Below are 23,697 nucleotides of genomic sequence, written 5' to 3' on the forward strand. Positions count from 1 at the left end.
ATGGAAAAACTTTATCAAAAAGATTTGATTTTTTCTAGTAATGCAACTACACAACAAGAAGTTTTTACAGAAATTAGTAGTATGCTTTTGGAAAAGGGAATAGTGAAGGAAAGCTTTAAAGATGCAATCATCGAAAGAGAATCGAATTATCCTACAGGTCTAGATTTAAGTCCTGTTGCTGAAGGATTACCAAATGTAGCAATTCCGCATACGGACACAGAGCATTGTGATGCGAAGGCAGTTGTATTTATAAAACTTACTAATCCTATTCCGTTTAACAATATGATTGCACCTGATAATGAATTGAATGTGAATTACTTATTCATGATTATCAATAATGAAAAAACAAATCAAACCAATGTGCTTTCTGAGCTTATGGCGTTTATGACCGATGTGGATAATATTAAAACTTTAGAAACATTAGAAACAAATGAAGATATTTATAACTTTTTAACAAATAAATAAAAATTAAGGAGTGGATAAAAATGATTAAAATTTTAGCAGCTTGTGGTGCAGGTATCAATTCAAGTCATCAGATTAAGAATGGACTTGAGGAAGAAATGAAAAAAAGAGGTTACAAAGTTCAAGCAGATGCAGTTGTTATTAAAGATATAACAAAAGAAATGGTAGAAGAATACGACATTTTCGCTCCAATATCTAAACCTAAGTTCAGCTTCGAAATCCCTATTCCAGTTGTTGAAGCAGGACCTATATTATATCGCATTCCAGCAATGTCAGCACCAGTTTTTGATGAAATTGAAAGCGTTATTAAGAAATTACAAAAATAAAAAAGGTATTTATGAGAGGAGTTAGATCCATATGCAAACGATAATCGAATTTGCAAATACTATTTTTTCACCCCTTATTAGCTTAGGGGCTGCGCCAATGATGTTTATCCTTATCACACTATTTGCACTTCTTATGAAAGTAAAATTCAGTAGAGCGATCGAGGGTGGACTGAAATTAGCCATTGCATTAACTGGTATTGGTGCAGTTATTAACATTTTAACTGGTAACTTTGCACCAGCACTGAAAGATTTCGTTAAATCAACAGGTATTGAACTATCTATTACAGACGTAGGGTGGGCGCCACTAGCGACCATTACTTGGGGCTCTGCGTATACACTGTTTTTCTTATTGATTCTTGTAATTATTAACGTAGTTATGTTACTTATAAATAAAACAGATACATTAGATGTGGATATCTTTAACTTTTGGCACTTATCCATCACAGGTCTACTAGTAATGTTCTATTCAGATAACCTGTTTTTGGCAACAGTATTAGTTACTGTGTTAGGTGTAATGAAATTTATCAATGCAGATGTAATGAAGCCAACCTTTAATGATTTACTAGATATGCCGGAATCAAATCCGACAACAACAACACACTTGAACTTTATGTTAAATCCATTAATCATGTTGTTCGATAAAATTTTCCAAAAGCTATTTCCGTTTATTGATAAATATGACTTTGATGCAGCACAATTAAATGAAAAAATTGGTTTCTGGGGAAGTAAATTTGCAATCGGTGTTTATCTTGGTGCTTTTGTTGGTATTTTAGGACAACAACCAGTACAAACCATCTTTACTTTAGCTTTCATTGGTGGTGTAGCACTAGAATTATTCTCTGTCGTGGGTACATGGTTTATTGCAGCGGTTGAACCTTTATCACAAGGGATTACCAACTTCCTAAGTGCGAAATTCCATGGAAGAAAGTTTAACATTGGTATCGACTGGCCTTTCCTTGCAGCTCGTCCAGAGATGTGGGCAGCAGCAAACGTTATTGCACCAATCATGTTAGTGATCGCTCTTTTCTTACCAGGAAATGCAATTCTTCCTTTAGGTGGTATTATTGCTATCGGTTTAACACCAGCATTATTAGTTGTAACTCGAGGAAAAATCATGCGTATGATCATCATTGGTACAATTATGGTTCCTGTATTCTTATGGTCAGGTACAGCAATTGCACCATTCGTAACAGAAACAGCACAATCTGTAGGAGCATTCCCTGCAGGATTAGATAGTGGAGCACTAATTACACACTCTACTTTAGAAGGACCAGTTGAGAAATTCATTGCAATTATTGTTGGTCGTTTAGGTGAAAGCTTTACTATTCAGAATATCCTTATTGCTGTAGGTACATTAACAGCATACATCGGATTGTTCGTTTGGTACGTAAAAGAGATGAAGAAACGTAACGCTGCGTATGCTAGAGAAAAAGAAGATACAAATGCAGCATAATAAATGTTAATCCAATAAAAAAAGGAGTAAACGAGGACATACGATTTTAGGGCTAAAAAATCAGGTATGTCCCTTTACTCCAAGTGATCTATTACTTTAGTATAACATAGAAAGAAAAAGAAAAGAACTGAACAGTTAAGTAAACACTTTAAATTAGATAAAGTTCGTGTTTGTAAACTTAACAAGGCGAGGGGAATTAACCATGATTTTAACCATTACTTTGAATCCGTCTGTTGATATACGTTACTCGCTTGATCATTTTAAGCTTAATGAAGGAAATCGAGTGACTAATGTGTCTAAAACTGCAGGAGGAAAAGGACTAAATGTAAGTAGAGTGTTACATCAGCTAGGTGAAGAAGTCGCTGCTTCTGGATTTTTAGGTGGAAGCTTAGGCGGATTTATTCGAAATGAAGTAGCTAAGTTAAATATGAAAGATTTTTTTACTTCAGTAAGCGGTGATACACGAAATTGTATCGCTATTATTCATGACGGGGAACAAACGGAAATTTTGGAAGGTGGTCCAGTCATATCTTCTAAAGAAGAAAGTGATTTTCTTCAAGCATTCTCAAACTATGTAAAAGAAGTTGACATTATCACCATGTCAGGAAGTCTTCCGAAAGGCTTGCCAGTAGATTTTTATAGCAAACTAATTACAATTGCTAAAGAACATGATAAACCAGTATTACTTGATACCAAAGGAGATCTTTTAAAGGAAACGCTAAAAAGCGGTATAAAGCCAGATCTCATAAAACCTAATCATATTGAATTAGGTGATTTATTTGGTGAGTCATTTACAGATGACGCAAGTATTATGCGTGCATTAACAAAACCCTCCATTTTAGATGATGTCGAGTGGGTTGTTGTTACAATGGGTAGTCAGGGAGCAATTGTTAAACATAATAACAAGCTTTATCGGGTGAACAACCCAAAAGTGGATGCAAAAAACCCGGTCGGTTCAGGAGATTCTGTAATTGCCGGATTCGCAGCAGGTCTTTCACAAGGTTTAACGGATGAGGCATTAATTAAATTTGGCTTATCGATGGGTGTTCTAAACGTAATGGAGGATCAAACAGGCTGTATAGATACAACCAATATAGATTGGTGTGTAAATAAGATGAGCATTGAGTTATTAGCTGACTAATTACTGGTCAAAAAATTAGGAAGAAAAACAGGAGGTAATGTAATGAATTTAACACCAGGGAAGAAAAAAGGGCTTGAGGCAATTTCTAATGAAAATAATATCGTTTTGGCAACAGCGATGGATCAGCGTGGTTCATTAGGAAAAATGATCACATCGTATAATGGAGCAATTTCTTATGAAGAAGGGCTATCTGGTTTTAAAGAAGGAATAAGTGAAGTATTAGGAAATAAATCATCTTCTTTGTTACTTGATCCGGAATATGGGTGGCCTGCTGCTGCTAAATTGAATAAAGATGTTGGATTAATTATGGCGTATGAAAAAACAGGGTATGACGCAACGGAAAAGGGACGTTTACCAAACCTTGTTGATTTTTATTCTATTCGAGATCTTGTTGAAAAGGGAGCTCACGCTGTTAAGCTTCTTGTTTATTATGATACAGCGGAAGAAGAAAAATATAATGATATTAAGAAAACGTTTATTAAGCGTGTGGGCGATGAGTGTCGTCAAAATGACTTATACTTTATCTTGGAACCTGTATCTTATGATGCGAGTGGCCTTGATGCAAAGGGTGTGGACTTTGCTAAGAGAAAGCCTGAAATTATTGAGTACTTCATGGAAGAGTTTTCTAAAGATGTTTATGGAATTGATTTATTAAAAGTGGAGGTTCCTGTTTCTATTTATCATATTGAAGGTAATGATCAATATGATAATTATGCACCAGTGTTTAGTAAAGAGGATGCTGCTGGATTTTACCGTACTTGTTCAGAAAAAAGTGAACTACCATTTATTTATTTGAGTGGTGGAGTAACGAATGATCAATTTGTTGACACACTTTATTTTGCTAAAGAAGCAGGTTCGACGTTCAATGGCTGCCTATGTGGAAGAGCGATTTGGAAAGACGGAGTGAAAACATTTGCTGTAGATGGCAAGAAGGCTTTCCAAGATTGGCTAGAAACAACTGGAACAGAAAATTTAAATAAAGTAATTAAAGCCGTAAATGAAACTGCAACACCATGGGATGCAGATACAACAAAGTAAGATATTGTAATACTGCGTTCATTAATACAAAGGAGATACCAGGATGATTTCTGGTATCTTTTTTTATTATGTGTGAAAAATGGGACAGGGTGCCTGTCCCCGTGTCCCATTATCCTTTTACAGAGCCTGCTAGGAGTCCTCTAACAAAGTATTTGCCTAGTATAATATAAACGAGTAGTGTAGGCATAGCGGCGATTAATGCACCGGCCATTTGCACATTCCACTGTACAATCTGACTTCCAGACAGGTTTTGTAAGGCAACCATTACGGGTTGGCTTCCAGAGTTGGTAATGGTTACAGCAAACAAGAATTCATTCCATATGTTCGTGAATTGCCAGATAGCAACGACAACAAAGCCTGATATCGAAAGTGGAATAATAATTCGACGAAAGATACTTAAAAAGTTTGCTCCATCAATTTTTGCTGATTCAATCATAGAATCAGGAATGTTAGCATAAAAGTTTCGAAACATTAGTGTGGTAATTGGTAATCCATAAACCACGTGTGTAAAGATAAGACCGGCTATGGAGTTATACAGATCAATCGAACGTAAAAATTGAATTAACGGAATTAGAATACTTTGGTACGGGATAAACATACCAAATAACATAACGGTAAAGATAACTTCTGAACCTTTGAATCGCCACTTAGATAATACATAACCATTCATTGCACCTAATAATGCGGAAATCAAAGTTGCAGGAACGACTAAATAAATACTGTTCATAAAATTAGGGGCAAGTTCTGTAAAAGCTTGCGTGTAGCTTGTAAAATCAATGGTTGATGGAAGTGTCCACATCTCTGCTAGTGAAACTTCGTCTAATGGTTTAAGACTAGTAACGATAATGACATAAACAGGTGTTAAAAAGAAAAGAGCCATGACAGATAAGAAGATGTATTTTAATATTTTTGTTATATTTATAGTTGCCATTAATTGTCACCCCTTCGATTTGTTAATAGATAAGGAACAATAAAGACTGCAACAAGTAATAGCATAATAATCGCAATTGCAGAACCGTTAGCATAATAATTACCACGGAATGTTGTTTCAAACATATATACCCCAGGGACATCTGTTACAAAGTTCGCACCTGAGCCAGTCATTGCATAAATTAAGTCAAATATTTTTAAAGATATGTGTGCCATAATAATGACAACACTAACTGTAATTGGTGTTAACATTGGTAAGATAACTTTGCGATAGATTTGAAATTCCGAAGCACCATCGATACGCGCAGCTTCTCTAAGTTCTTCTGGTATACCCCGTAGCCCAGCTAGATACATAGCCAATGAGAAACCGGTCATTTGCCAAACAGCCGCGATCACAACAGCAATAATTGCTACAGGAAGTCCAAATTCAATAGATCCCCATTCAAATCCAGCTAAAATAGTTGTGTCCGTATACCATTTCGGTTGGATACCAAACACTTCTAAAAATTGATTGAATCCAGTAGAGGGATTTAATAGCCATTGCCAAACAACACCTGTAACAACAAAGGATAATGCCATTGGGAATAAGAAAACGTTTCTAAAAAAAGTTTCTCCTTTAATTTTTTGATCAATTAATGCGGATAGAAGTAATCCCATTACAATTACTAAACCGATAAATAATATGGTGAAAAAGATCGTGTTTCGAAGGTCTGCCTGAAATCGATAGTCACCAAATAAATAGATATAGTTTTTGAGTCCTGCGAATGAAAAATCAGGGACTAATGTATTCCAATTACTTAATGAAACCCAACCAGTCCAGCCAATAAATCCGTAAACAAAGATTAATAGTAAAATAAAGGATGGTAAAAGAAACCCCACTGCAAGCAGTTGATCACTTGTTACTCTTTTTTTCTTTTTTTTCGGCTGTATATCAACTTGCTTATTGATGTTTATTTTTTGATCCATTATTAGAGTCCCTCCTATCAAAAGATAGTTTTAAAAGCCGTTGACCTGAAAATAAAAGCCCCGTACCAATTTACGATACAGGGCAACCTTATAATAATTATAGATCAGAAGCCGCTTTTTTTAGTGTATCAATAAATGTGTCAACATCTCGTTGTGTAACAAAGATATTCACTGCTTGGTTTACTTTTGTTAGAAAACCTTCTGGTGCTGCAGAACCGTGTGCTAATGTAGGAACTAACTTTGCTTCTGAAAAGTCTTCCATTGTATCTTTACCGTACTGATCATATTTAGAAGGATCAGCATCTAATCGAGCAGGAATAGAACCTTTAAGCGGATTAAATACATCCTGCCCCTCAACAGATCCTAATACTGCTAAAAATTCTTTTGTCTCTTCTTCGTTATCGATACCTTTTGGTAAGCCGAATGTATCAGTGATAATAACAAACTCGCCTACTGTTTCTGGATTAGGGAAATAACCAAAGTCTTCATTGGTTTCTAAATTTAGGTCATTAGAGAAGTATCCTTTTGCCCAGTCACCCATATTTATCATGGCCGCTTCTCCATTACCAACTAATTGTGATGCATCTTGCCAGTTACGAGAAGCGTGGTCTTCGTTTACGTAATCAAGTGTTTTCTTAAATATTTCGGCAGCCTCGACTACCCCTTCATCATCAAATGGGATTTCACCATTAAATAATGCTGTATAATCTTCAGGCTCAAGAACACCTAACAAGATGTTTTCAAACAGTTGTGTTGCTGTCCAAGCTTCCTTATCTCCTAAAGCTAATGGGGTAACACCAGCTTCTTGAAGTTTATCTGCCGCAGCGAAAAATTCGTCAAATGTTGTTGGTATTTCAATGCCATGTTCTTCAAAAATATCCATGTTATAGAACATCACGTTACCACGGTGAATATTAACAGGTACGGAATAAATGTTTCCATCTTTACTTACCATATCAATTAGGTCTTGTGGGAACTTATCCATCCAACCTTGTTCTTCAAAAAAGTCGTTTAGTGGCTGCATTTTATCAGCAGCTACCCATCCTTCGTTTAACTCATCTCCGCCATGCACCTGGAATGTTGAAGGTGGATCGTCACCTTGCATACGAGTTGCTAATACTGCTTTGGCGTTTGTACCTGCCCCACCGGAGATGGCAGCATTATCTACCTCAACCTCTGGATGTTTTTCTTTAAATAAGTCAATTAATGCTAATAACCCGTCTTCCTCACCAGCTCCAGTCCACCAACTAAAAATTTCAACTTTTTTGTTATCTTCTCCTGCATCATTTGCCCCATCACCTTCACCATCAGAAGATGAATCAGAACTACAACCAACAAAAATAAGAGCTGATAGTACTAATAAAAATAGACTAAATAACTTCTTCACTCATCTTACCCCCTTGTTTTAATAAATGTTACCGCTTACATATATAATTATATAGGCATTTCCATAAATGTATTGATAAAATTGCTTCACTTTTTTACGATTTTCTTCACATTTTAATGATAGCTTGTTGATATTGTTTGGGTGAGACACCATAGTACTTTTTAAATACACGGCTAAAATAATTCGGGTCATTATAACCAATCATATAACTAATTTCCTTTAAACTATATTTATTTTTTTGCAATAATTGTTTTGCCTTGTTCAAGCGTACATTTGTAATATAATCGATAAGTGTATAACCAGTTGATTCCTTAAATAGATTTGAAAAATAAGTGGTACTTAAGTCATTTAACTGAGCTAGTTCTTCTAGATTAATAGGTTGGTCAAAGTGATCATGAATATATTTCTTTGTACGCTCCATTTTGTCCTGTGATTGGTAATGCTGTTTTACATTTAAGCAACACAACTTGATGAATTCAGTCCAGTGTTTATCAGACGTCAGCTGTTTATAGGTCATTTCAGGAACGGAAATTCCTTTTTGTTCTAACGTTTGTCGTAGTTTATAATATAAATTCACTAATTCCTCATTAATATTGCTTGAATAATCATCCATTAGATCTTGAAGTAAATATAGGCTTGTTTTTTCATTTCCCATTTCAACTTCTGTTAGAAGCTGTTCTATTTTTTTGGTAGCATGTTGTTTTTTCTCTTCCTTAAACCCGTAATTTTTTTGTTGTAAAGTAGAAAGGTGGGTTGCAGCCTTTACCGCTTCCAAATAGGAATGAGGTAGATCAGCTAAATTATGATAGGATTTTCCAGCTCCAATATACGCTTTATCACCTAACGCAATATGCAATTCTCTTGCCAATTTTAAAATATCAGCTTTGGTTACTTTCTTCTCACTTATAAATAATAGAATATAGTGGTGCTCATCATCATTTGCAATCCATCTAAAACTATTAAGTTTATTTAATTTTTCACGTAATATAGCAGCCTTAGCATTGTCGTGTGGTAAAACAACAAGGAAAAAGCCAGCATTCATAGAAGGGAAGAGAGTTTGTTGTAAGTTATGAACTTCCTCACCTGTTTCGAATTGCATTAGTTTACTAATCAATAGTTCTTGGGCAATTTGCTCTGAACGTTGTTGATTCTCTATTGCTTCTCTTTCTTTTTCTAACTCTTCTTTCACTCTTAGAATGGCACGAATCGTTTCTTCTTTTTTACTAGGCTTTAGAATGTATTCTTTTACACCAAGTTGCATTGCTTGCTTGGCAAAATCAAACGAATCATAAGCAGAAATAAGAATGAATTTAATGGATGGCTGTTTATGATGGATTTGTTCAATTGCTTCAATACCGTTGACGCCTGGCATTTTTATATCCATTAAAATAAGGTCAGGGGTCAATTCTAGAGCTATTTCAATTGCAGTTCTGCCATTTACTGCTTCACCGATAATGTCTACATCTGGAAAGTTATGATAAATAAATTTACGCATTGCTTTTCTTTCTAACATTTCATCCTCTGCTATAAGAATACGCATGTTTCTTGCTCCTTTCTTCATTCATCGATATCTAATCTTTCTTCATTATTGGTGTAATCCTTAGGTAGTAATAATTTGATAGTTGTACCAACGTCCACTGTTGATTCAATTTCAAGTACATGTTCTTTTTGATAGAATAACTGTAAGCGCCTCATCACATTCCTTAGACCTAAACCAGTGGAATGGCCAATATGCTCTTCATTTACTTGAGAATTGGTTAACATCTTATTTTGTTGGTGTTGCGTCATTCCCACCCCATTATCGATTACTTCAACAACGATCTTGGTGTCTGTTGGATAAATACGTAATAGAATGACTCCGCCATCTTCCTTTGGTTCTACCCCATGTAAACAAGCATTTTCTATAATAGGTTGTAAGGCTAAGCGGGGAATAGGTATATCTAAACATGATTCATCTATATGTGTCTCAAAGGTAATTCTTTCTACAAAGCGCGTTTTTTGAATCCGTATATAGGAATAAATAATAGCAACTTCATCTCGTAGATAAACTGACCTTTTAATATCACCTAAGCTATATCTAAGTAAACTAGCAATGGAGTCAATTAAATTAGAGGTTAAGTTAGCATCTTCTAAGTAAGCTGTTTTTGAAACAGTATTTAATGTGTTAAATAGGAAATGTGGATTAATTTGGTTCTGTAAATGTTTTAATTCTAATTCCTTCATTAATCTCTCTTGCTCTGATTTCTCCTTTATTTCTTCAATTAGGTTCTCAATGCTTGAACGCATATGATTAAAAGAATCTGCTAATAATTTCAATTCATCATTTGATTGAAAGACTATTTTTTCTCCTGAGAAATCACCAACAGAAATTTGTTTAGCTGCTTGTGATAATTCTTGAATAGGGTGACTAATCCCTTTTGAGAAACGAATGGCTATAAAAATAGCTAGCATGATTGTCGTAAGAGATAAGTAAAGAATAAATAGTCGAAAATCATTATTGCGTTCTTGTAAATCGTCGTATATTAATTGATAACCTGATAGTTCAATATCGATTAATTCTAGTGTAGTATTTTGAATATAACTAACAGATCGTTGAGCTTCCTTTAAATGAGCAGTATATCGTTCAATGTCATCTCTTAACACGAAACCAATGGTTAATTCAGTTTGATAGATAAATGCATTAATTAAATTAAGATAGTTTTTAACTTGGATGCGCATCTCATTTGGTGTATTTTGTTCAATTTGAAGTCGTTCTTCTTTAAGTTGTGCTAATGTATCATAATAGTCATCAAGGTATTTAGATTCAGGTGACATAACATAATTTTTACTAGCTTCATAAAGTTGAGTAGACGTTTGAGAGATTGAGTTTAATATAAAGAAATGATCGAAGCTAGCATGGTAATCGTTCATTAATTTATTTGAGCTAAAATAGATGGAAAGAGAGACTAAATTAAATAAAAGAATAAAAACAAAAAAATATAAGATTAATTTACTACGAATGGACTTCAATTTGGATCACCTTTTGCTAGAATCCCACCATTAGTAATATCGCTTTTCAGTAGAACTCCTGTATTAGTATAATTAAATGCATCTACTGCTTGGTTGTTTTTTAAATTTAGCATTAATTCAATTGCTTGACGTCCCATTTGGTTCGGGTATTGAACAACTGTTGCAAAAATTTTATCCTTTTCAATTAAAGAAATTGTTTCAGGCAATGTGTCAAATGCTACAATAAACGGATAATTGCTAGGGTTCATTTCTTCAACGCCTTGCACAATGCCAATACCATCTAAAGCACTCAAACCAAACAATGCATTTATTTCTGGATTGTTTTTTAATAAAGCATAAGTGGCCTGTGCAGCGCCTATTTCACTGATTGTTGATTCATCAATAGAGATAATCTTTATTCGTTTTACAGAAGCAATGGCTTCTTTTAATCCTTTTAAACGAAGCTGTTGATTTAAACTTTCCATTGAACCAACGATAATTCCAATATTAATAGTGCCTGATGTATGTTTAATTAATGTTTTTCCAGCTAAATATCCGGCTTGATAATTATCTGTTCCAACGTAAAAATTCCGAGCACTTTCAGGTGCATCGGCATCAATTGTTGCAACAGGAATGCTTTGGTCTTTTGCTTTTTCTACAAGGTAGGTAAATCGATTTCCAGGTAAGCCTTGAATAAAGATTCCATCTACATTTGCAGCGATCATTCGGTCAAATGTATTTAATCTTTCTTTTAAATCTGCTTGTTCTGGTCCGATGTATTCTAAATAAACATTGTTGGCTAATGCTTGTTCGCGTGCACCACTTTCAATTAAGCGCCAATAATCATTTCCAACTTCCTCGGTAATTAAAACAAAATGATAGTCGTAAACTTTTTTGTTATTTAACTGGCCTTCTAAATAGAAGGTCTCTTTTCCATAATAAATCATTAATAAAAAGCTGATTAAAAACATGCTTAGACTACAACCATAAATGAAGTATTTCTTAAGTCTACTCAACTAACCACCCCTATATGAAAGCGCTTTATATTAAAAGTAAAAAAATAATTTACAATCTTTTTATACCTTTAAGATACCCTTTTTTAAACAAAAAAGCTACCATTTTTTATGGGACAGGAGGTCAGACCCCCTGTCCCATTTCGTCCTACTATTCGATATTTTTCGGTGCAAATCTTTCGTGGAATCGTTTATATTGCCTAGGGGTTTGGTTTTCGTATCGCTTAAACAGTTTTCCGAAATAACTCTGATCAGAAAAACCGCATTTCTCTGAAACTTCACCGACAGACATATCTTTGTTTGTTAATAGAAATTTAGCATGATTAATTCTAAATTTTTGCAAGTATTCCATAACGGAGTAGCCAGTAGCTTGTTTGAATATACGGGTAAAATGAAATTGGCTAAGCGATACTTCATTTGCAATTTGATCCAATGTAAGTGTTTTGTCAAATTCGCTCTCAATATAGTAAATGGCATGTTGTACAATTTTGGGATATTTGGGCGTTTTCAAAAAATGATTAGTAGTCCCACCCTGCATTTTATGGACGATCATATCAGTAAGCATAGCGGTAATAATGGAGGAAGCAACGGCTTCGTGTCCCACTTGTTTTGCTTTAAAAATATGATATAAATTCCATAGGTTATTTTTGACTTTTTCAGACTCATCCAATTGAAATATAGGGCAATTATTCCCTTCTAGTAAATGAAAATAATCCTCTGTTTTTACTCCGCCAAAATGGACCCATAGTAGTTTGAAGGGATCTTCGGGGTCAGCATAATAACTATGGGGTTGATTTAAATCAAGGAAAAAAATATTGCCTTGCTCCACTTGATAAGTTTTACCTCTCCACATTACTGTTCCTTTCCCACTGATGACATATTTAATCTGGAAACCAAAAAAATGATCTCTAGTAATATTATAAGTAGGTTCACATATATACCATCCAACAGAGTGTACATAAAACCAAAGCTTTTTAGCGGTTTCGCTTGCTGAGTGTGTAATTGTCTTATATAAGAAATTATCATCAGACATCTAAATACCCCCCAAAAAAAAGCAATTTTATTATAATAATGATGTAGATTATACCTTTAGTTTTTAATTATAATCCATGAATGTTTTGTTTCAAAGGTTTATTTAGATTGTTTATAAATTGTAATTAAAAATGATCATAGCAAAAATATACTAAAAGTAAGCAATATTATCCGTTAAGATGTTAGCTATCCCGTGTTATCATTCTAAATAATATTAGGATAAACAAATATAAGGAGCAAGGGGAGCAAATCATGCCAGTTTTTAAAACAGAGAATGAACATTTTATCTATGACGGTAAAAAAATAACCATTATTTCTGGTGCAATTCATTATTTTAGAGTAGTACCGGAATATTGGCGGGACCGTTTGATGAAATTAAAAGCTTGTGGTTTTAACACAGTTGAAACATATATACCTTGGAATTTTCATGAAGTTAAACCAAATAAATATCAGTTTACCGGACAAGCAGATGTTGCAGAATTTATTAAAATCGCACAAGAAATAGGATTGTTTGTTATTGTCAGACCATCCCCTTATATATGTGCGGAATGGGAGCTTGGCGGATTACCTTCATGGTTGTTAAGAGATCCTAATATGCAACTCCGCTTTTCCTATCAACCCTATCTAGACAAAGTAGATGCTTATTTTGATATGCTACTACCTATTTTGCAACCGCTATTATGTACGCAAGGTGGTCCTATTATTGCAATGCAAGTTGAAAATGAATATGGAAGTTATGGTAATGACACTGAGTACTTAAAGTATTTAAAAGCAAAAATGATAGAAATAGGAATGGATGTATTGCTTTTCACATCAGATGGTGCAGAGGATGCAATGCTACAAGGTGGCATGGTTCCAGAAACGTTGGAAACAGTTAATTTTGGTTCTAAACCGAGAGAAGCATTTAAAAAACTGAAAGAATATCAGACTGATCAACCATTAATGTGTATGGAGTTTTGGAATGGATGGTTTGACCAATGGGGGAAAGAGCACAACGTTAGAGATGCAGAAGATGTAGCAAACGTACTCGATGAAATGTTACAAGAAAATGGATCGGTTAATTTTTATATGTTCCATGGCGGTACTAATTTTGGTTTCTATAATGGTGCAGTGTTATTTGATAAATACGAACCGACTATTACTAGTTATGATAGTGATGCGCCTTTAAGTGAATCAGGTGAACCTACTGAAAAATTCTACGCAATAAGAGAGGTGCTTGAGCGACATTTTGATCTTCCGCCTTTAGAACTTCCAAAAAAGATTAAGAAGAAGCATTATGGAACTGTTGAAATAAAAGGGCAAGCAAATTTATTTGACTCGTTGGATGTATTATCTGAAGCGATTCATCGAATAAATCCAGCAACGATGGAACAGTTAGGGCAAGATTACGGGTTTATATTATATAAGACTAAGGTTACGGGTCCGAGAAATAAAGCAAAATTGACGTTACAAGATGTTCATGACAGAGCACTAGTTTTTCTAGATAACCAATTTGTTGGTGTTATAGAGCGATGGGATCCAAAAAGTTTAGAGGTTGACATCCCTAGTGAAGGTGCAGAGCTTTCAATATTGGTTGAAAATATGGGGAGAATTAATTACGGTCCTTACCTAAAAGATTATAAAGGAATTACAGAAGGTGTTCGTCTAGGTTTTCAATTCTTATATGATTGGACAATATACCCATTGCCGTTAAATGACTTATCTCATTTATCATTTGAAAAAGTAATAGAACAAAATGGACCATCATTTTCCATAATAACTATTACCATAGATGAGTTAGCAGACACCTTCGTAGAGCTTAATGGGTGGACGAAAGGTGTGGTGTTCATTAATGGGTTTAACTTAGGGCGATATTGGAGTAAAGGGCCTCAACAAACATTATATTTACCTGCGCCTTTATTGAAGAGAGGTGAAAATGAAATAATTATTTTTGAATTAGAAAAAAGAAACAAAACAACAATTACTTTAAGTGATATACCGAATTTAGGATGATTATAGAATCGTTGGTGATACGTGATTTATTATTTTCTAGAATTGTATATTTGACGTTATAAGAAAGTGTCTGCTTTTGTGTAATAGTAGTTATTAATATAGAAAACAGTTGAGAGGGATGGTTAACATGCAAATTACATTAAAGGGCAATTATCAATTATTTTTACCTGCTTTAAAAGAATTGCAAAAAGAGATTGATGTAATGTTTAGCGAGTCTGGAATACCATTAACGATCGAAAAGAACACAAATGCAGAGACCATTATTAAATATAAAAACGGAGAAGGTTTTATTTATTATAATGAGCCATACCATATCTTTCGTGCTTTTGGTCTATTTATTCAAGAATTAAGAGAAGCAAGTAAGGATTTTGTTATTAACGAATCTTCGTGTTTTAGAACCATAGGACCAATGTTTGATTTGTCAAGAAATGCTGTTATGCGTGTGGATGAGTTTAAAGGAATGTTTAGAAAGCTTGCCTTGATGGGATTTAATGCCGCCATGTTATACATGGAGGATACATATGAAGTGAAGGATTATCCTTATTTTGGTTACATGCGCGGTAGGTATTCTCAACAGGAATTAAAAGCATTGGACGATTATGCATATCAATTTGGAATTGAATTGATTCCTTGTATTCAGACGCTTGCTCATTTAGACGAGTTCCTGAAATGGGAAACCGTATCTTACCTAAAAGATACGAGAGGTGTATTATTAACTGAACAAGAAACAACATATGAATTTTTGGATAAAATGATTCGTGCAGTAACTAGACCATTTCGCAGTAAACGTCTTCATATTGGAATGGATGAAGCGGAAGAATTGGGAAGAGGAATGTACTTAAACAAATTTGGTTACCAAGATCGTTTGGATATTATGACACAGCATTTGCATAGAGTAACTGAAATTACAAATGATTTACAATTGGAAGTGATGATGTGGAGCGATATGTTTATTAAGCTGGCATCCGAATCTGGTGATGATCAGTATGACATGTCTACGGAAATTTCAGAAGAAATGCAAGACAAAATACCTGATAATATCACATTAATGTACTGGGATTACTATCATGCAAAAAAAGAAGAATATCAAATGCTAATTAATAAGCATAAAAGACTTGGGAGTACACCTGCAGTGGCTGGCGGTATTTGGGTATGGAATACATTCGCTACCAAGTATGATTTATCATTAAAAACAAGTGAAGCAGCTCTTCAGGCTAGCAAAGAAGAAGGGGTACAAGATGTTTTTGTAACTTTGTGGGGTGATGATGGTTACGAGAATAACTTTTACTCAGCGATGTTAGGGTTGCAGTTATATGCTGAACATCAATATGCTGAAACAATAGATAAATCAAAGTGGTACAAGCGAACACAATTCTGTACGGGTGTAGCCGCAGAAAAGTATCTATTATTAGCTGATTTAGATGTTATACCAGGGGTAGAAAAAGATAATATGGATCAAACAAATCCATCTAAATTCTTACTATGGCAAGATGTTTTAATAGGTCTATTTGATAAACAGATAGAAGGATTGGATGAAATTGCTGCTCATTATGAAGAATTGGAACAAAGAATAAGACAGTATAGAGTGTCTGATGAGGAATTAGATTTTATATGGAACGTTCCTGAAAAACTAGCTGCAGTATTAGCAAAGAAAGCATTAGTAGGAGTGAATTTAAAAGAAGCTTATGATCAAAAAGATTCCCTTACTTTAAAAGAGATTTCTCACGAAGTGCTTCCCGAAATAATCAATCGAGTTAAGGACTTACAGTCAGCGCATAAAAAACAATGGTTTACGATTAATAAACCATTTGGATGGGAAGTTATCGATATTCGTTATGGAGGTCTAATTGCGCGGTTACAGACAGCTAGCGAACGTATATCAGATTATTTAGAAGGAACGATCGATACTATTGATGAACTTGAACAAGAAAGGTTACCATTTAATGCGAATATAGAACAGTCATCAGGATTGGGATGGTCAACTTACTATTACCGTATGGCATCACCTAATGTATTTTTTCATGTATTACCTATTTATTAATTTAAAATTTAAAAATAATAGATATTTAAACTAGTATATTCATTTTTGGACGCAGCGATTTATTCCTGCGTCCACTTCCGCTAATTTTTTATAAGTTAATCGTAAAAAAAGACAGGGTACAGAGACCTTCATTGACGCTCCAACTTTCTTTAATTTATCAGTAGCCTACTGCTATAATTCAAACTCCAATGATATAATTGTAGTTGTAAATCCTATCATTTTTTCAAATATAAATTGTAAAGAGAATTTTAGATATCTTTGTTTTAATGTTAATGAGAGTAAAGGGGAATGCAAATGAATGATATGTTTAAAATTTTAGTAGTAGATGATGAGATGTTAATTCGTCAAGGTATCATTCACTCCGTAGACTGGGAAGGTAACGGATATCAAATCGCTGGTGAAGCATCTAACGGAGAAGAGGCTATTGAGCAGATAGAAAAAATTCAACCAGACATTATTATAACGGATATTGTTATGCCTAAAATGAACGGTATTACACTAACTAAATATGTCAATGAATATCATCCCAAAATTGAAATGATTGTATTAAGTAGTTTTGAAGAATTTGATTATGTTAGACAGACGTTTCAGAATGGTGTGTCAGATTATATTTTAAAGCCTAAATTAAACAGTAAAGAGCTTTTACAAACGCTTGGAAAAATAGTATCGGATAAGCAAGTGGTCTCTCGGGGAACGTTTAGTATTTCAATAGAGCAAATTTTAACTAAATCGGTGCAGGGAATACAAACAGTAAACGAAATGAAGGAAATAAAGAAAATGTTACCAAATAATGAATGCATACTAGTTGAATTATTCTGGAAGCCAAGTACTGCAGTACCACTAAGTCCATCAAAGTTTATAAAGCGTATTAAAGCAAATCATCAAGACATAAAGTGTTATAGTTTCTTACCTGAGGAAGATACTATATGTTTTATATTAAACGCAGATAAAATGAGCCCACTTGATGTGAAGAAGATAATTCATCAGATGAATGAAGAAGAGGGGCTAGAGAATAAAAAATTAAATTGGATTATTACTGAATCCTTTATTCTTAAGGATCAGCTAAGACAAATGTATCAAAGAAATAAAAAAATACGCCAATATCATTTTTATTTGCCAGAGCAAAAGGTGTTAACAATCAATGATCTTCCTTCAATAAGAAATAAAGAAATGAAATTTGATTTAAATCATTTTATCTATTTGTTTAAAAAAGATCATCTGGAGCAAGCATTCACTTATTTAAAGCAACATATTGATCAGTTGTCCAATCAATATGATATAGAGGTGTTTGATTTTAAGTCAAGAATACAAAATATCGTTTTTAATGTCATTATTTTAATTGGTAATAGGGGATTGAATAATGATGAATTAGAAGAAAAAAAATACACCTATATTCGAGATTTGAATGAGGCATTCGATATAAGTGAGGTAATGGAGACATTTAATAAATTTTTGGAGGAAGTAGATGAAATTCTAATGCCGAGTGTAACAAGAAATACAACAGACATCTCTGATTTATTAGATTATATGGAGGCGCATTATAATGAACCATTAACGTTACAACAGTTAGCCCAGCATTTTCACTTTAATTCCTCTTATTTATCAAGTTACTTCCGTAAGAATCATCAAGAAGGTTTCAGTGAATATTTAAATCACATTCGTATTCATCATGCAGCAAGACTATTAAGAGAAACAAGACTTTCGATTGCAATAATCAGTAAAAGAGTTGGTTATTCTGATCATAGTTATTTTACAAAAGTTTTTAAGAAATTGATGCGCATGTCCCCAAGCAATTATCGTAAAGAATATTCAGAAACGGAACGAATGCAATGATAAAAAAAATACGCCACTTCTTTGACTATAACAAATTAATTTTAAAAATTTTTTTAGTTTTATTTTTTAGCATTATGACGGTCTCTGTTCTTATTACATACAGTGGGATACGCATGTCAAGTAATCTATTTATGGATACATTTAGTATTACTAATACGAAGGTGATTAAGCAGATTGAAAATCAAATTGATAACTTTCACCAGTCTATTGTTCGTACTGCATTTGAAGTAGAAAAAGATAGTGAATTGAAACGGTTATTAAAAAGTGACTATGATAACACGAGAGAACAAGCAATTTATATATATACATTAAATCAAAAAGTTGATCATTTTTATAATAACTTTTACCCAAACAATGTAACAATGCTTTTAATGAACAAAAGAGGTGAAGCGTTTAATGCAAATTTTAATATTTGGGATCCAGATGATCAAGTATTGTTAAATCATCCGATTACCCGTCAACTTGATCGGAGTAACAATCAAATAGAATTCTCTTTAGAAAATTCATCTTTAACCAATCATAAGCCAATGATTATTGCAGGAAAAGCGCTTAGAGAAGCTTCTGATGAATCACCTTATGGTTATTACTTTGCTGCTATTAAAGAGAGAGATTTGCGGAGCTTTTATGAGGGTTTTACTAGTGAAGGAAACAATATTTTGTTAATGGCACCAAACGGTAAAATTATTTCTAGTAATAAAAAGAATTATATTGGTTTATCGGAGCCGAGATTGTTGTCTTATGCAAATGATTTAAATGAGTATCAAGCTGAGTATAGAAATATTCGTGTATTCGATAAGGATTACACATTTTTAGTAAAATATTTGCCGAGCTTTGGTGTATATTTAATTAATTTAGTTGACCAAAATTTAGTCGCAAAGAATGTAATCAATACGAATGAGATTTTATTAATTAGTGCCTTTATTGTATGTATTTCATTATTTATTGCTGTACTTATTATTCGTCGAATGACAGTTCCGTTATCAGATCTAGTAAACCAAATCTCAGATATGGCGCGCTATCAATTTAATAAACCACTCGAAGTAAAAGGTGGTTATGAAGCCAGAAAAATTGCTGAATCTTTTAATTATATGTTAAATGAATTGCATGATTATGTGAAACTATTACTTCGTACGCAAGAGAAGCAACGAAAAGCAGAATTAAAAGCTTTGCAACACCAAATTAACCCTCATTTTATTTATAATACATTAGCATCAATTAAGTTTATGACACAACAAGGAAAAATAGAAGAGGTCAGTCAAACCATTGAATCGTTTATTGCATTATTACAACATGCATTAACCAATATAGAAGAAACAATTACAGTAGAACAAGAAATTATACATCTGAAAAATTATACAAAAGTAAATCAATCAAGATATGGCGATCGAATTCAAGTTAACTTCCTTGTTTCGCCTGATAGTTTGGAATGTCGTTTACCCAAACTTGTGCTACAACCTTTCGTTGAAAATGCATTTTTTCATGCATTTATTAAAAAGAAACGTGGCGTAATCCAAATATTGATTGCTGTTAAGGATAATAAGCTTGTGTGTGAAGTAATGGATAATGGTGATGGTATGGATAAGGAGCAACGCCATTCGAAGGAAGAACAAAATAAACAATTATATAGTGGTATAGGAATACGTAATGTAGATGAACGGATTAAGTTATTATATGGAAATAAGTACGGTGTAGAGACAAAGAGTGAATTAGGCATAGGTACAAGAGTGAAAATTACTTTGCCATTCATAGATTCGTAATAATAATTTATATCGTCAAAAAGTACCAAAGCTAAAAAAAGTACCATAAAAAATAATAAACAGCGTTTCTAGCTAAAAAAAGTTACAAGAACAACTGAAAAAACTACCACTCACTTTCATTATAATTAAGTTGTAGATTGAAAGCGCATTCAGATTTTTTACAAAAAACAGGGGGTAGTTATGTTGAAAAATGTATTTAAAAGATTTAGTTGGTTGTTAGGCTTAGCGCTATTAATAACAATGTTAGCAGCATGTTCGGAAGATGATCAAACACAAGGATCAGCAAATGATTCAGGAGATGAAGGCACATCAGAATTTGAAGGTTCTCTTCTTGCGTGGGCATGGGATCAAAATTTTAATGTTGCAGCACTAGAAATAGCACAAAACTATTTCGATGAAGAACTAAAAATGGAGATTGTTGATAGTAGTTCCGCTGACATTGTTCAACGGCTTAATGCAGGATTGAGTTCTGGAACGATGAAAGGTATGCCAAATATAGTGTTAATTGAAGATGGTCGTGCTCAGACTTTCCTTAGATCTTATCCAAATGCTTTTTACCCAATTGGTGAGTATTTTAATACGGATGATTTTGCGTCCTATAAAATTGCACCAACTAGTTATGATGGAAAGCAGTATGGGCTTCCTTTTGATACAGGTGTTACTGGCTTATTCTATCGTAAAGATATATTGGAAGAAGCAGGGTATAGTGAAGAAGACTTGCAAAATATTACATGGGGAGAATATGTGGATATTGCAATTGAAGTGAAGGAAAAAACCGGAACTGCAATGATATCACTAGATCCAAATGATCTAGGAATAATAAGAATGATGTTGCAATCTGCTGGTAGCTGGTACACTACTCCTGATGATGAAATTAATATTGAAAACAATGATGCTTTAAAATTAGCACTTGAAAATTATAAAAAGTTAATGGATAGTGAAGCGGTTTATATGGTATCTGATTGGAGTAACTATATCGGTTCATTTAATAATGGCGATGCTGCAACAGTTCCTACTGGTAATTGGATGGCGCCAAGTATCGAACAAGCAGAATCACAAGCAGGTTTATGGAGAGTAGCCCCAATACCTCGCCTTGATATAGATGGAGCAAAAAATGCCGCAAACCTTGGTGGTAGTTCTTGGTACGTACTTAATATTGATGGTAAAGAAAAAGCTGCTGAGTTTTTAGGGCAAACTTTTGGTTCCAACAAAGACTTTTATCAAGATTTAGTAACAGAAATCGGTGCGATAGGTACATTTAAAGCAGCTTCAGAAGGTGAAGCATATCAAATTGAAGATGATTTCTTTGGAGGTCAAAAACTGATCTACAAATTCTCTCAATGGATGGAGGATATTCCGCAGATTGATTCTGGCATAAACACAAATGGTATTGAAGGTATTCTTGAAGCAGAAATGCAAAATTACCTTAAAGGTGAAAGTCTAGAGGATGTGTTAAATAACACACAAGAGCAAGCGGAAAATCAATTTAAATAATTAATAGCTATTCTACCCTTATCTATTGAGGGTAGAATAGCTATTAAATCTGAAGGAGAGAATGAGGTTTTGTCATCATCTATGAATAATATAAGTATGCAATCAACCAAAAGCAAAAGACTCATACAAGGTTTGAAAAAAAACACAATAGGATGGACTTTCATTCTGTTAGCTATTTTAGGTATCAGTGCATTTTATCTTTATCCAATGATCCAGGCTTTTCTCCTATCTCTTCAGTCTGGAATGGGTTCCAATCTTGATTACGTTGGTCTTGACAACTATGTACGTTTGTTTAATGATCCAACTTTTTTGAAAGCATTATCTAACACGATGTTATTTTTGATTATTCAAGTTCCGGTTATGATTGTACTGGCTCTAGTTTTTTCGGTAATGTTAAATGATCCCACTTTAAAATTGAGGGGATTTTTTAGAACAGCTATTTTTCTACCAGCTGTAACATCACTTGTTGCTTATGCAGTTATCTTCAAATATTTATTTGCACAAGATGGTTTTATTAATGATTTTTTAATTAATATGAACATTCTATCAGATCCAATTAATTTTCTAGCTGACCCTTTTTGGGCAAAGATAACGATTATTATAGCAATTACATGGCGCTGGACAGGATATAATATGATATTTTATTTGTCCGCACTTCAAAATGTGGACAAATCTATCTATGAAGCAGCAAGAATTGACGGTGCATCAAGTATTCAACAGTTTTTTTATATTACAATACCTGTTTTAAAACCAATCATATTGTTTACTTCAATTGTATCTACTATCGGAACCTTACAACTATTTGACGAGGTAATGAATATTACAAGTGGTGGGCCAGGAAATGAGACATTAACCATTTCCATGTATATTTACAATTTGTCCTTTGAATATACACCAGACTTCGGTTACGCGGCAACCGTATCTTATGTCATTTTATTACTTGTTGTTGTCTTTTCATTTATTCAATTCAAAGTGGCAGGTGATCGTTCATGAATAAAATAAAAAGAATATTTACTTATGTTTTTCTAAGTATTGCAACGTTTGTTTCTATTTTTCCGTTTTTATGGATGTGTATCAGCATGACAAATAAATCTGTTGATGTAACGCGCGGACGATTAATACCAGGGAGTCATTTGTTTGAGAACATAACCAACTTATTTCAAAATTATAATATTATAACCTCAATAGTTAATTCTCTAATTGTGGCTGTAATTACTACTGTTTTAACCTTATTGATTGGTTCATTAGCGGGGTATGGATTCGAAATTTTTCGTTCGAAAGGGAAGGATGTAGTTTTTAATATTTTAATATTATCTATGATGATTCCTTTTGCGGCAATAATGATTCCATTATATCGACTATTTGGTAGGATTTCAGCCACTGCCCCATTATTTGGAATTGACACGCTAGCAGCTGTTATTTTACCTACTGTGATTACAGCATTCTTTGTTTTCTTTTTCCGTCAAAATACAAAAATGTTTGCCCGTGATTTGGTGGAAGCGGGGAGAATGGATGGTCTCGGGGAAATAGGTATTTTCTTTAGGATTTTTGTCCCTTCTATGAAAACTACTTATGCGGCCGCAGCAATTATTGCGTTTATGAATAGCTGGAATAATTACCTTTGGCCTTTAATCGTTTTACAATCACCAGAGAATCATACTATACCTTTACTTATTTCAACTTTAGGTGCAGGTTATTCTCCAGATTATGGTGTCATAATGACCGCTATTGTTATTGCAACCCTACCAACAGCACTTGTGTTCTTCTTAATGCAAAAGCATTTTGTTGCTGGTATGATGGGGTCTGTAAAAGGATAAAAGTAATAGGGATAAGAGAAGGGCAAT

19 protein-coding genes are annotated in these 23,697 nt (G+C 33.7%); 12 read left to right on the forward strand and 7 right to left on the reverse strand.

Translation table 11 applies throughout. The features are described 5' to 3' along the window. From BN1058_RS00835 to BN1058_RS00855, 5 genes are all read left to right on the forward strand, one after another. Nucleotides 1–465: a PTS sugar transporter subunit IIA gene (locus BN1058_RS00835; RefSeq protein WP_255307031.1), complete on the forward strand. Its 465-nt coding sequence runs from the start codon at nt 1–3 to the stop codon at nt 463–465. Between the two features lie 20 nt (nt 466–485). Then, nucleotides 486–788, forward strand: coding sequence for a PTS sugar transporter subunit IIB (locus BN1058_RS00840; RefSeq protein WP_090851478.1), 303 nt, complete (start codon nt 486–488; stop codon nt 786–788). Nucleotides 789–819: 31 nt separating this feature from the next. Beyond that, complete coding sequence (locus BN1058_RS00845) at nt 820–2,241, forward strand: PTS galactitol transporter subunit IIC (protein ID WP_090851480.1); 1,422 nt, start codon at nt 820–822, stop codon at nt 2,239–2,241. A 202-nt stretch (nt 2,242–2,443) separates the two neighbouring features. Beyond that, the gene (locus BN1058_RS00850; RefSeq protein WP_090851484.1) at nt 2,444–3,382 is read left to right on the forward strand and encodes a hexose kinase; all 939 of its coding nucleotides are present in this window, start codon (nt 2,444–2,446) and stop codon (nt 3,380–3,382) included. A 42-nt stretch (nt 3,383–3,424) separates the two neighbouring features. After that, entirely contained in the window at nt 3,425–4,420 is a 996-nt protein-coding gene (locus BN1058_RS00855; RefSeq protein WP_090851487.1) for a tagatose 1,6-diphosphate aldolase, read from the forward strand. Between the two features lie 109 nt (nt 4,421–4,529). Here BN1058_RS00855 and BN1058_RS00860 read toward each other — a convergent pair whose 3' ends face one another. The 7 genes from BN1058_RS00860 to BN1058_RS00890 all read right to left on the reverse strand — a co-directional run bounded on the left by BN1058_RS00860 (nt 4,530) and on the right by BN1058_RS00890 (nt 12,737). Then, nucleotides 4,530–5,351 carry a carbohydrate ABC transporter permease gene (locus BN1058_RS00860; protein ID WP_090851490.1) on the reverse strand — a complete coding sequence of 274 codons (822 nt, stop codon included), beginning with the start codon at nt 5,349–5,351 and terminating at the stop codon, nt 4,530–4,532. Beyond that, nucleotides 5,351–6,316: a carbohydrate ABC transporter permease gene (locus BN1058_RS00865; RefSeq protein WP_090851494.1), complete on the reverse strand. Its 966-nt coding sequence runs from the start codon at nt 6,314–6,316 to the stop codon at nt 5,351–5,353. Before BN1058_RS00865 ends, BN1058_RS00860 begins: the two co-directional genes overlap by 1 nt. A gap of 97 nt (nt 6,317–6,413) precedes the next feature. Next, complete coding sequence (locus tag BN1058_RS00870) at nt 6,414–7,703, reverse strand: ABC transporter substrate-binding protein (protein ID WP_090851497.1); 1,290 nt, start codon at nt 7,701–7,703, stop codon at nt 6,414–6,416. A 106-nt stretch (nt 7,704–7,809) separates the two neighbouring features. After that, a complete protein-coding gene (locus BN1058_RS00875; RefSeq protein ID WP_176694405.1) occupies nt 7,810–9,243 on the reverse strand; it encodes a response regulator in 1,434 nt (477 codons plus the stop codon). Between the two features lie 17 nt (nt 9,244–9,260). Next, nucleotides 9,261–10,712 (reverse strand): sensor histidine kinase, encoded by a 1,452-nt coding sequence (locus BN1058_RS00880; protein ID WP_090851503.1) that lies wholly within the window; start codon nt 10,710–10,712, stop codon nt 9,261–9,263. Continuing rightward, nucleotides 10,709–11,707 (reverse strand): sugar-binding protein, encoded by a 999-nt coding sequence (locus tag BN1058_RS00885; protein WP_255306932.1) that lies wholly within the window; start codon nt 11,705–11,707, stop codon nt 10,709–10,711. The genes BN1058_RS00880 and BN1058_RS00885 overlap by 4 nt, the downstream gene beginning before the upstream one ends. Before the next feature lie 148 nt (nt 11,708–11,855). Continuing rightward, nucleotides 11,856–12,737 carry an AraC family transcriptional regulator gene (locus BN1058_RS00890; protein ID WP_090851509.1) on the reverse strand — a complete coding sequence of 294 codons (882 nt, stop codon included), beginning with the start codon at nt 12,735–12,737 and terminating at the stop codon, nt 11,856–11,858. Between the two features lie 251 nt (nt 12,738–12,988). On the opposite strand from BN1058_RS00890, the gene BN1058_RS00895 reads away from it, so the two are divergent. From BN1058_RS00895 to BN1058_RS00925, 7 genes are all read left to right on the forward strand, one after another. Next, on the forward strand, nt 12,989–14,728 hold the full coding sequence (locus BN1058_RS00895; RefSeq protein WP_090851512.1) for a glycoside hydrolase family 35 protein: 1,740 nt from the start codon (nt 12,989–12,991) through the stop codon (nt 14,726–14,728). A 127-nt stretch (nt 14,729–14,855) separates the two neighbouring features. Next, complete coding sequence (locus tag BN1058_RS00900; protein WP_090851516.1) at nt 14,856–16,769, forward strand: beta-N-acetylhexosaminidase; 1,914 nt, start codon at nt 14,856–14,858, stop codon at nt 16,767–16,769. A 294-nt stretch (nt 16,770–17,063) separates the two neighbouring features. Beyond that, nucleotides 17,064–18,602 carry a response regulator transcription factor gene (locus BN1058_RS00905; RefSeq protein WP_176694406.1) on the forward strand — a complete coding sequence of 513 codons (1,539 nt, stop codon included), beginning with the start codon at nt 17,064–17,066 and terminating at the stop codon, nt 18,600–18,602. Between the two features lie 113 nt (nt 18,603–18,715). Beyond that, a complete protein-coding gene (locus BN1058_RS00910) occupies nt 18,716–20,359 on the forward strand; it encodes a sensor histidine kinase (protein ID WP_255306933.1) in 1,644 nt (547 codons plus the stop codon). Between the two features lie 180 nt (nt 20,360–20,539). Continuing rightward, on the forward strand, nt 20,540–21,853 hold the full coding sequence (locus BN1058_RS00915; protein ID WP_090851526.1) for an ABC transporter substrate-binding protein: 1,314 nt from the start codon (nt 20,540–20,542) through the stop codon (nt 21,851–21,853). Nucleotides 21,854–21,949: 96 nt separating this feature from the next. Continuing rightward, nucleotides 21,950–22,846, forward strand: a complete 897-nt coding sequence (locus tag BN1058_RS00920; protein WP_255307032.1) for a carbohydrate ABC transporter permease — start codon at nt 21,950–21,952, stop codon at nt 22,844–22,846. Continuing rightward, complete coding sequence (locus tag BN1058_RS00925) at nt 22,843–23,670, forward strand: carbohydrate ABC transporter permease (RefSeq protein WP_090851529.1); 828 nt, start codon at nt 22,843–22,845, stop codon at nt 23,668–23,670. The genes BN1058_RS00920 and BN1058_RS00925 overlap by 4 nt, the downstream gene beginning before the upstream one ends. Nucleotides 23,671–23,697 lie beyond the last annotated feature (27 nt).

This window comes from Paraliobacillus sp. PM-2, from assembly GCF_001368815.1.
GTDB lineage: Bacteria > Bacillota > Bacilli > Bacillales > Amphibacillaceae > Paraliobacillus.

Coding starts and splice junctions, on each gene's coding strand:
- BN1058_RS00835 (WP_255307031.1), top strand. CDS start 1: ATGGAAAAACTTTATCAAAAAGATTTGATTTTTTCTAGTAATGCAACT.
- BN1058_RS00840 (WP_090851478.1), top strand. CDS start 486: ATGATTAAAATTTTAGCAGCTTGTGGTGCAGGTATCAATTCAAGTCAT.
- BN1058_RS00845 (WP_090851480.1), top strand. CDS start 820: ATGCAAACGATAATCGAATTTGCAAATACTATTTTTTCACCCCTTATT.
- BN1058_RS00850 (WP_090851484.1), top strand. CDS start 2,444: ATGATTTTAACCATTACTTTGAATCCGTCTGTTGATATACGTTACTCG.
- BN1058_RS00855 (WP_090851487.1), top strand. CDS start 3,425: ATGAATTTAACACCAGGGAAGAAAAAAGGGCTTGAGGCAATTTCTAAT.
- BN1058_RS00860 (WP_090851490.1), bottom strand. CDS start 5,351: ATGGCAACTATAAATATAACAAAAATATTAAAATACATCTTCTTATCT.
- BN1058_RS00865 (WP_090851494.1), bottom strand. CDS start 6,316: ATGGATCAAAAAATAAACATCAATAAGCAAGTTGATATACAGCCGAAA.
- BN1058_RS00875 (WP_176694405.1), bottom strand. CDS start 9,243: ATGCGTATTCTTATAGCAGAGGATGAAATGTTAGAAAGAAAAGCAATG.
- BN1058_RS00890 (WP_090851509.1), bottom strand. CDS start 12,737: ATGTCTGATGATAATTTCTTATATAAGACAATTACACACTCAGCAAGC.
- BN1058_RS00895 (WP_090851512.1), top strand. CDS start 12,989: ATGCCAGTTTTTAAAACAGAGAATGAACATTTTATCTATGACGGTAAA.
- BN1058_RS00900 (WP_090851516.1), top strand. CDS start 14,856: ATGCAAATTACATTAAAGGGCAATTATCAATTATTTTTACCTGCTTTA.
- BN1058_RS00905 (WP_176694406.1), top strand. CDS start 17,064: ATGAATGATATGTTTAAAATTTTAGTAGTAGATGATGAGATGTTAATT.
- BN1058_RS00910 (WP_255306933.1), top strand. CDS start 18,716: ATGTCAAGTAATCTATTTATGGATACATTTAGTATTACTAATACGAAG.
- BN1058_RS00915 (WP_090851526.1), top strand. CDS start 20,540: ATGTTGAAAAATGTATTTAAAAGATTTAGTTGGTTGTTAGGCTTAGCG.
- BN1058_RS00920 (WP_255307032.1), top strand. CDS start 21,950: ATGCAATCAACCAAAAGCAAAAGACTCATACAAGGTTTGAAAAAAAAC.
- BN1058_RS00925 (WP_090851529.1), top strand. CDS start 22,843: ATGAATAAAATAAAAAGAATATTTACTTATGTTTTTCTAAGTATTGCA.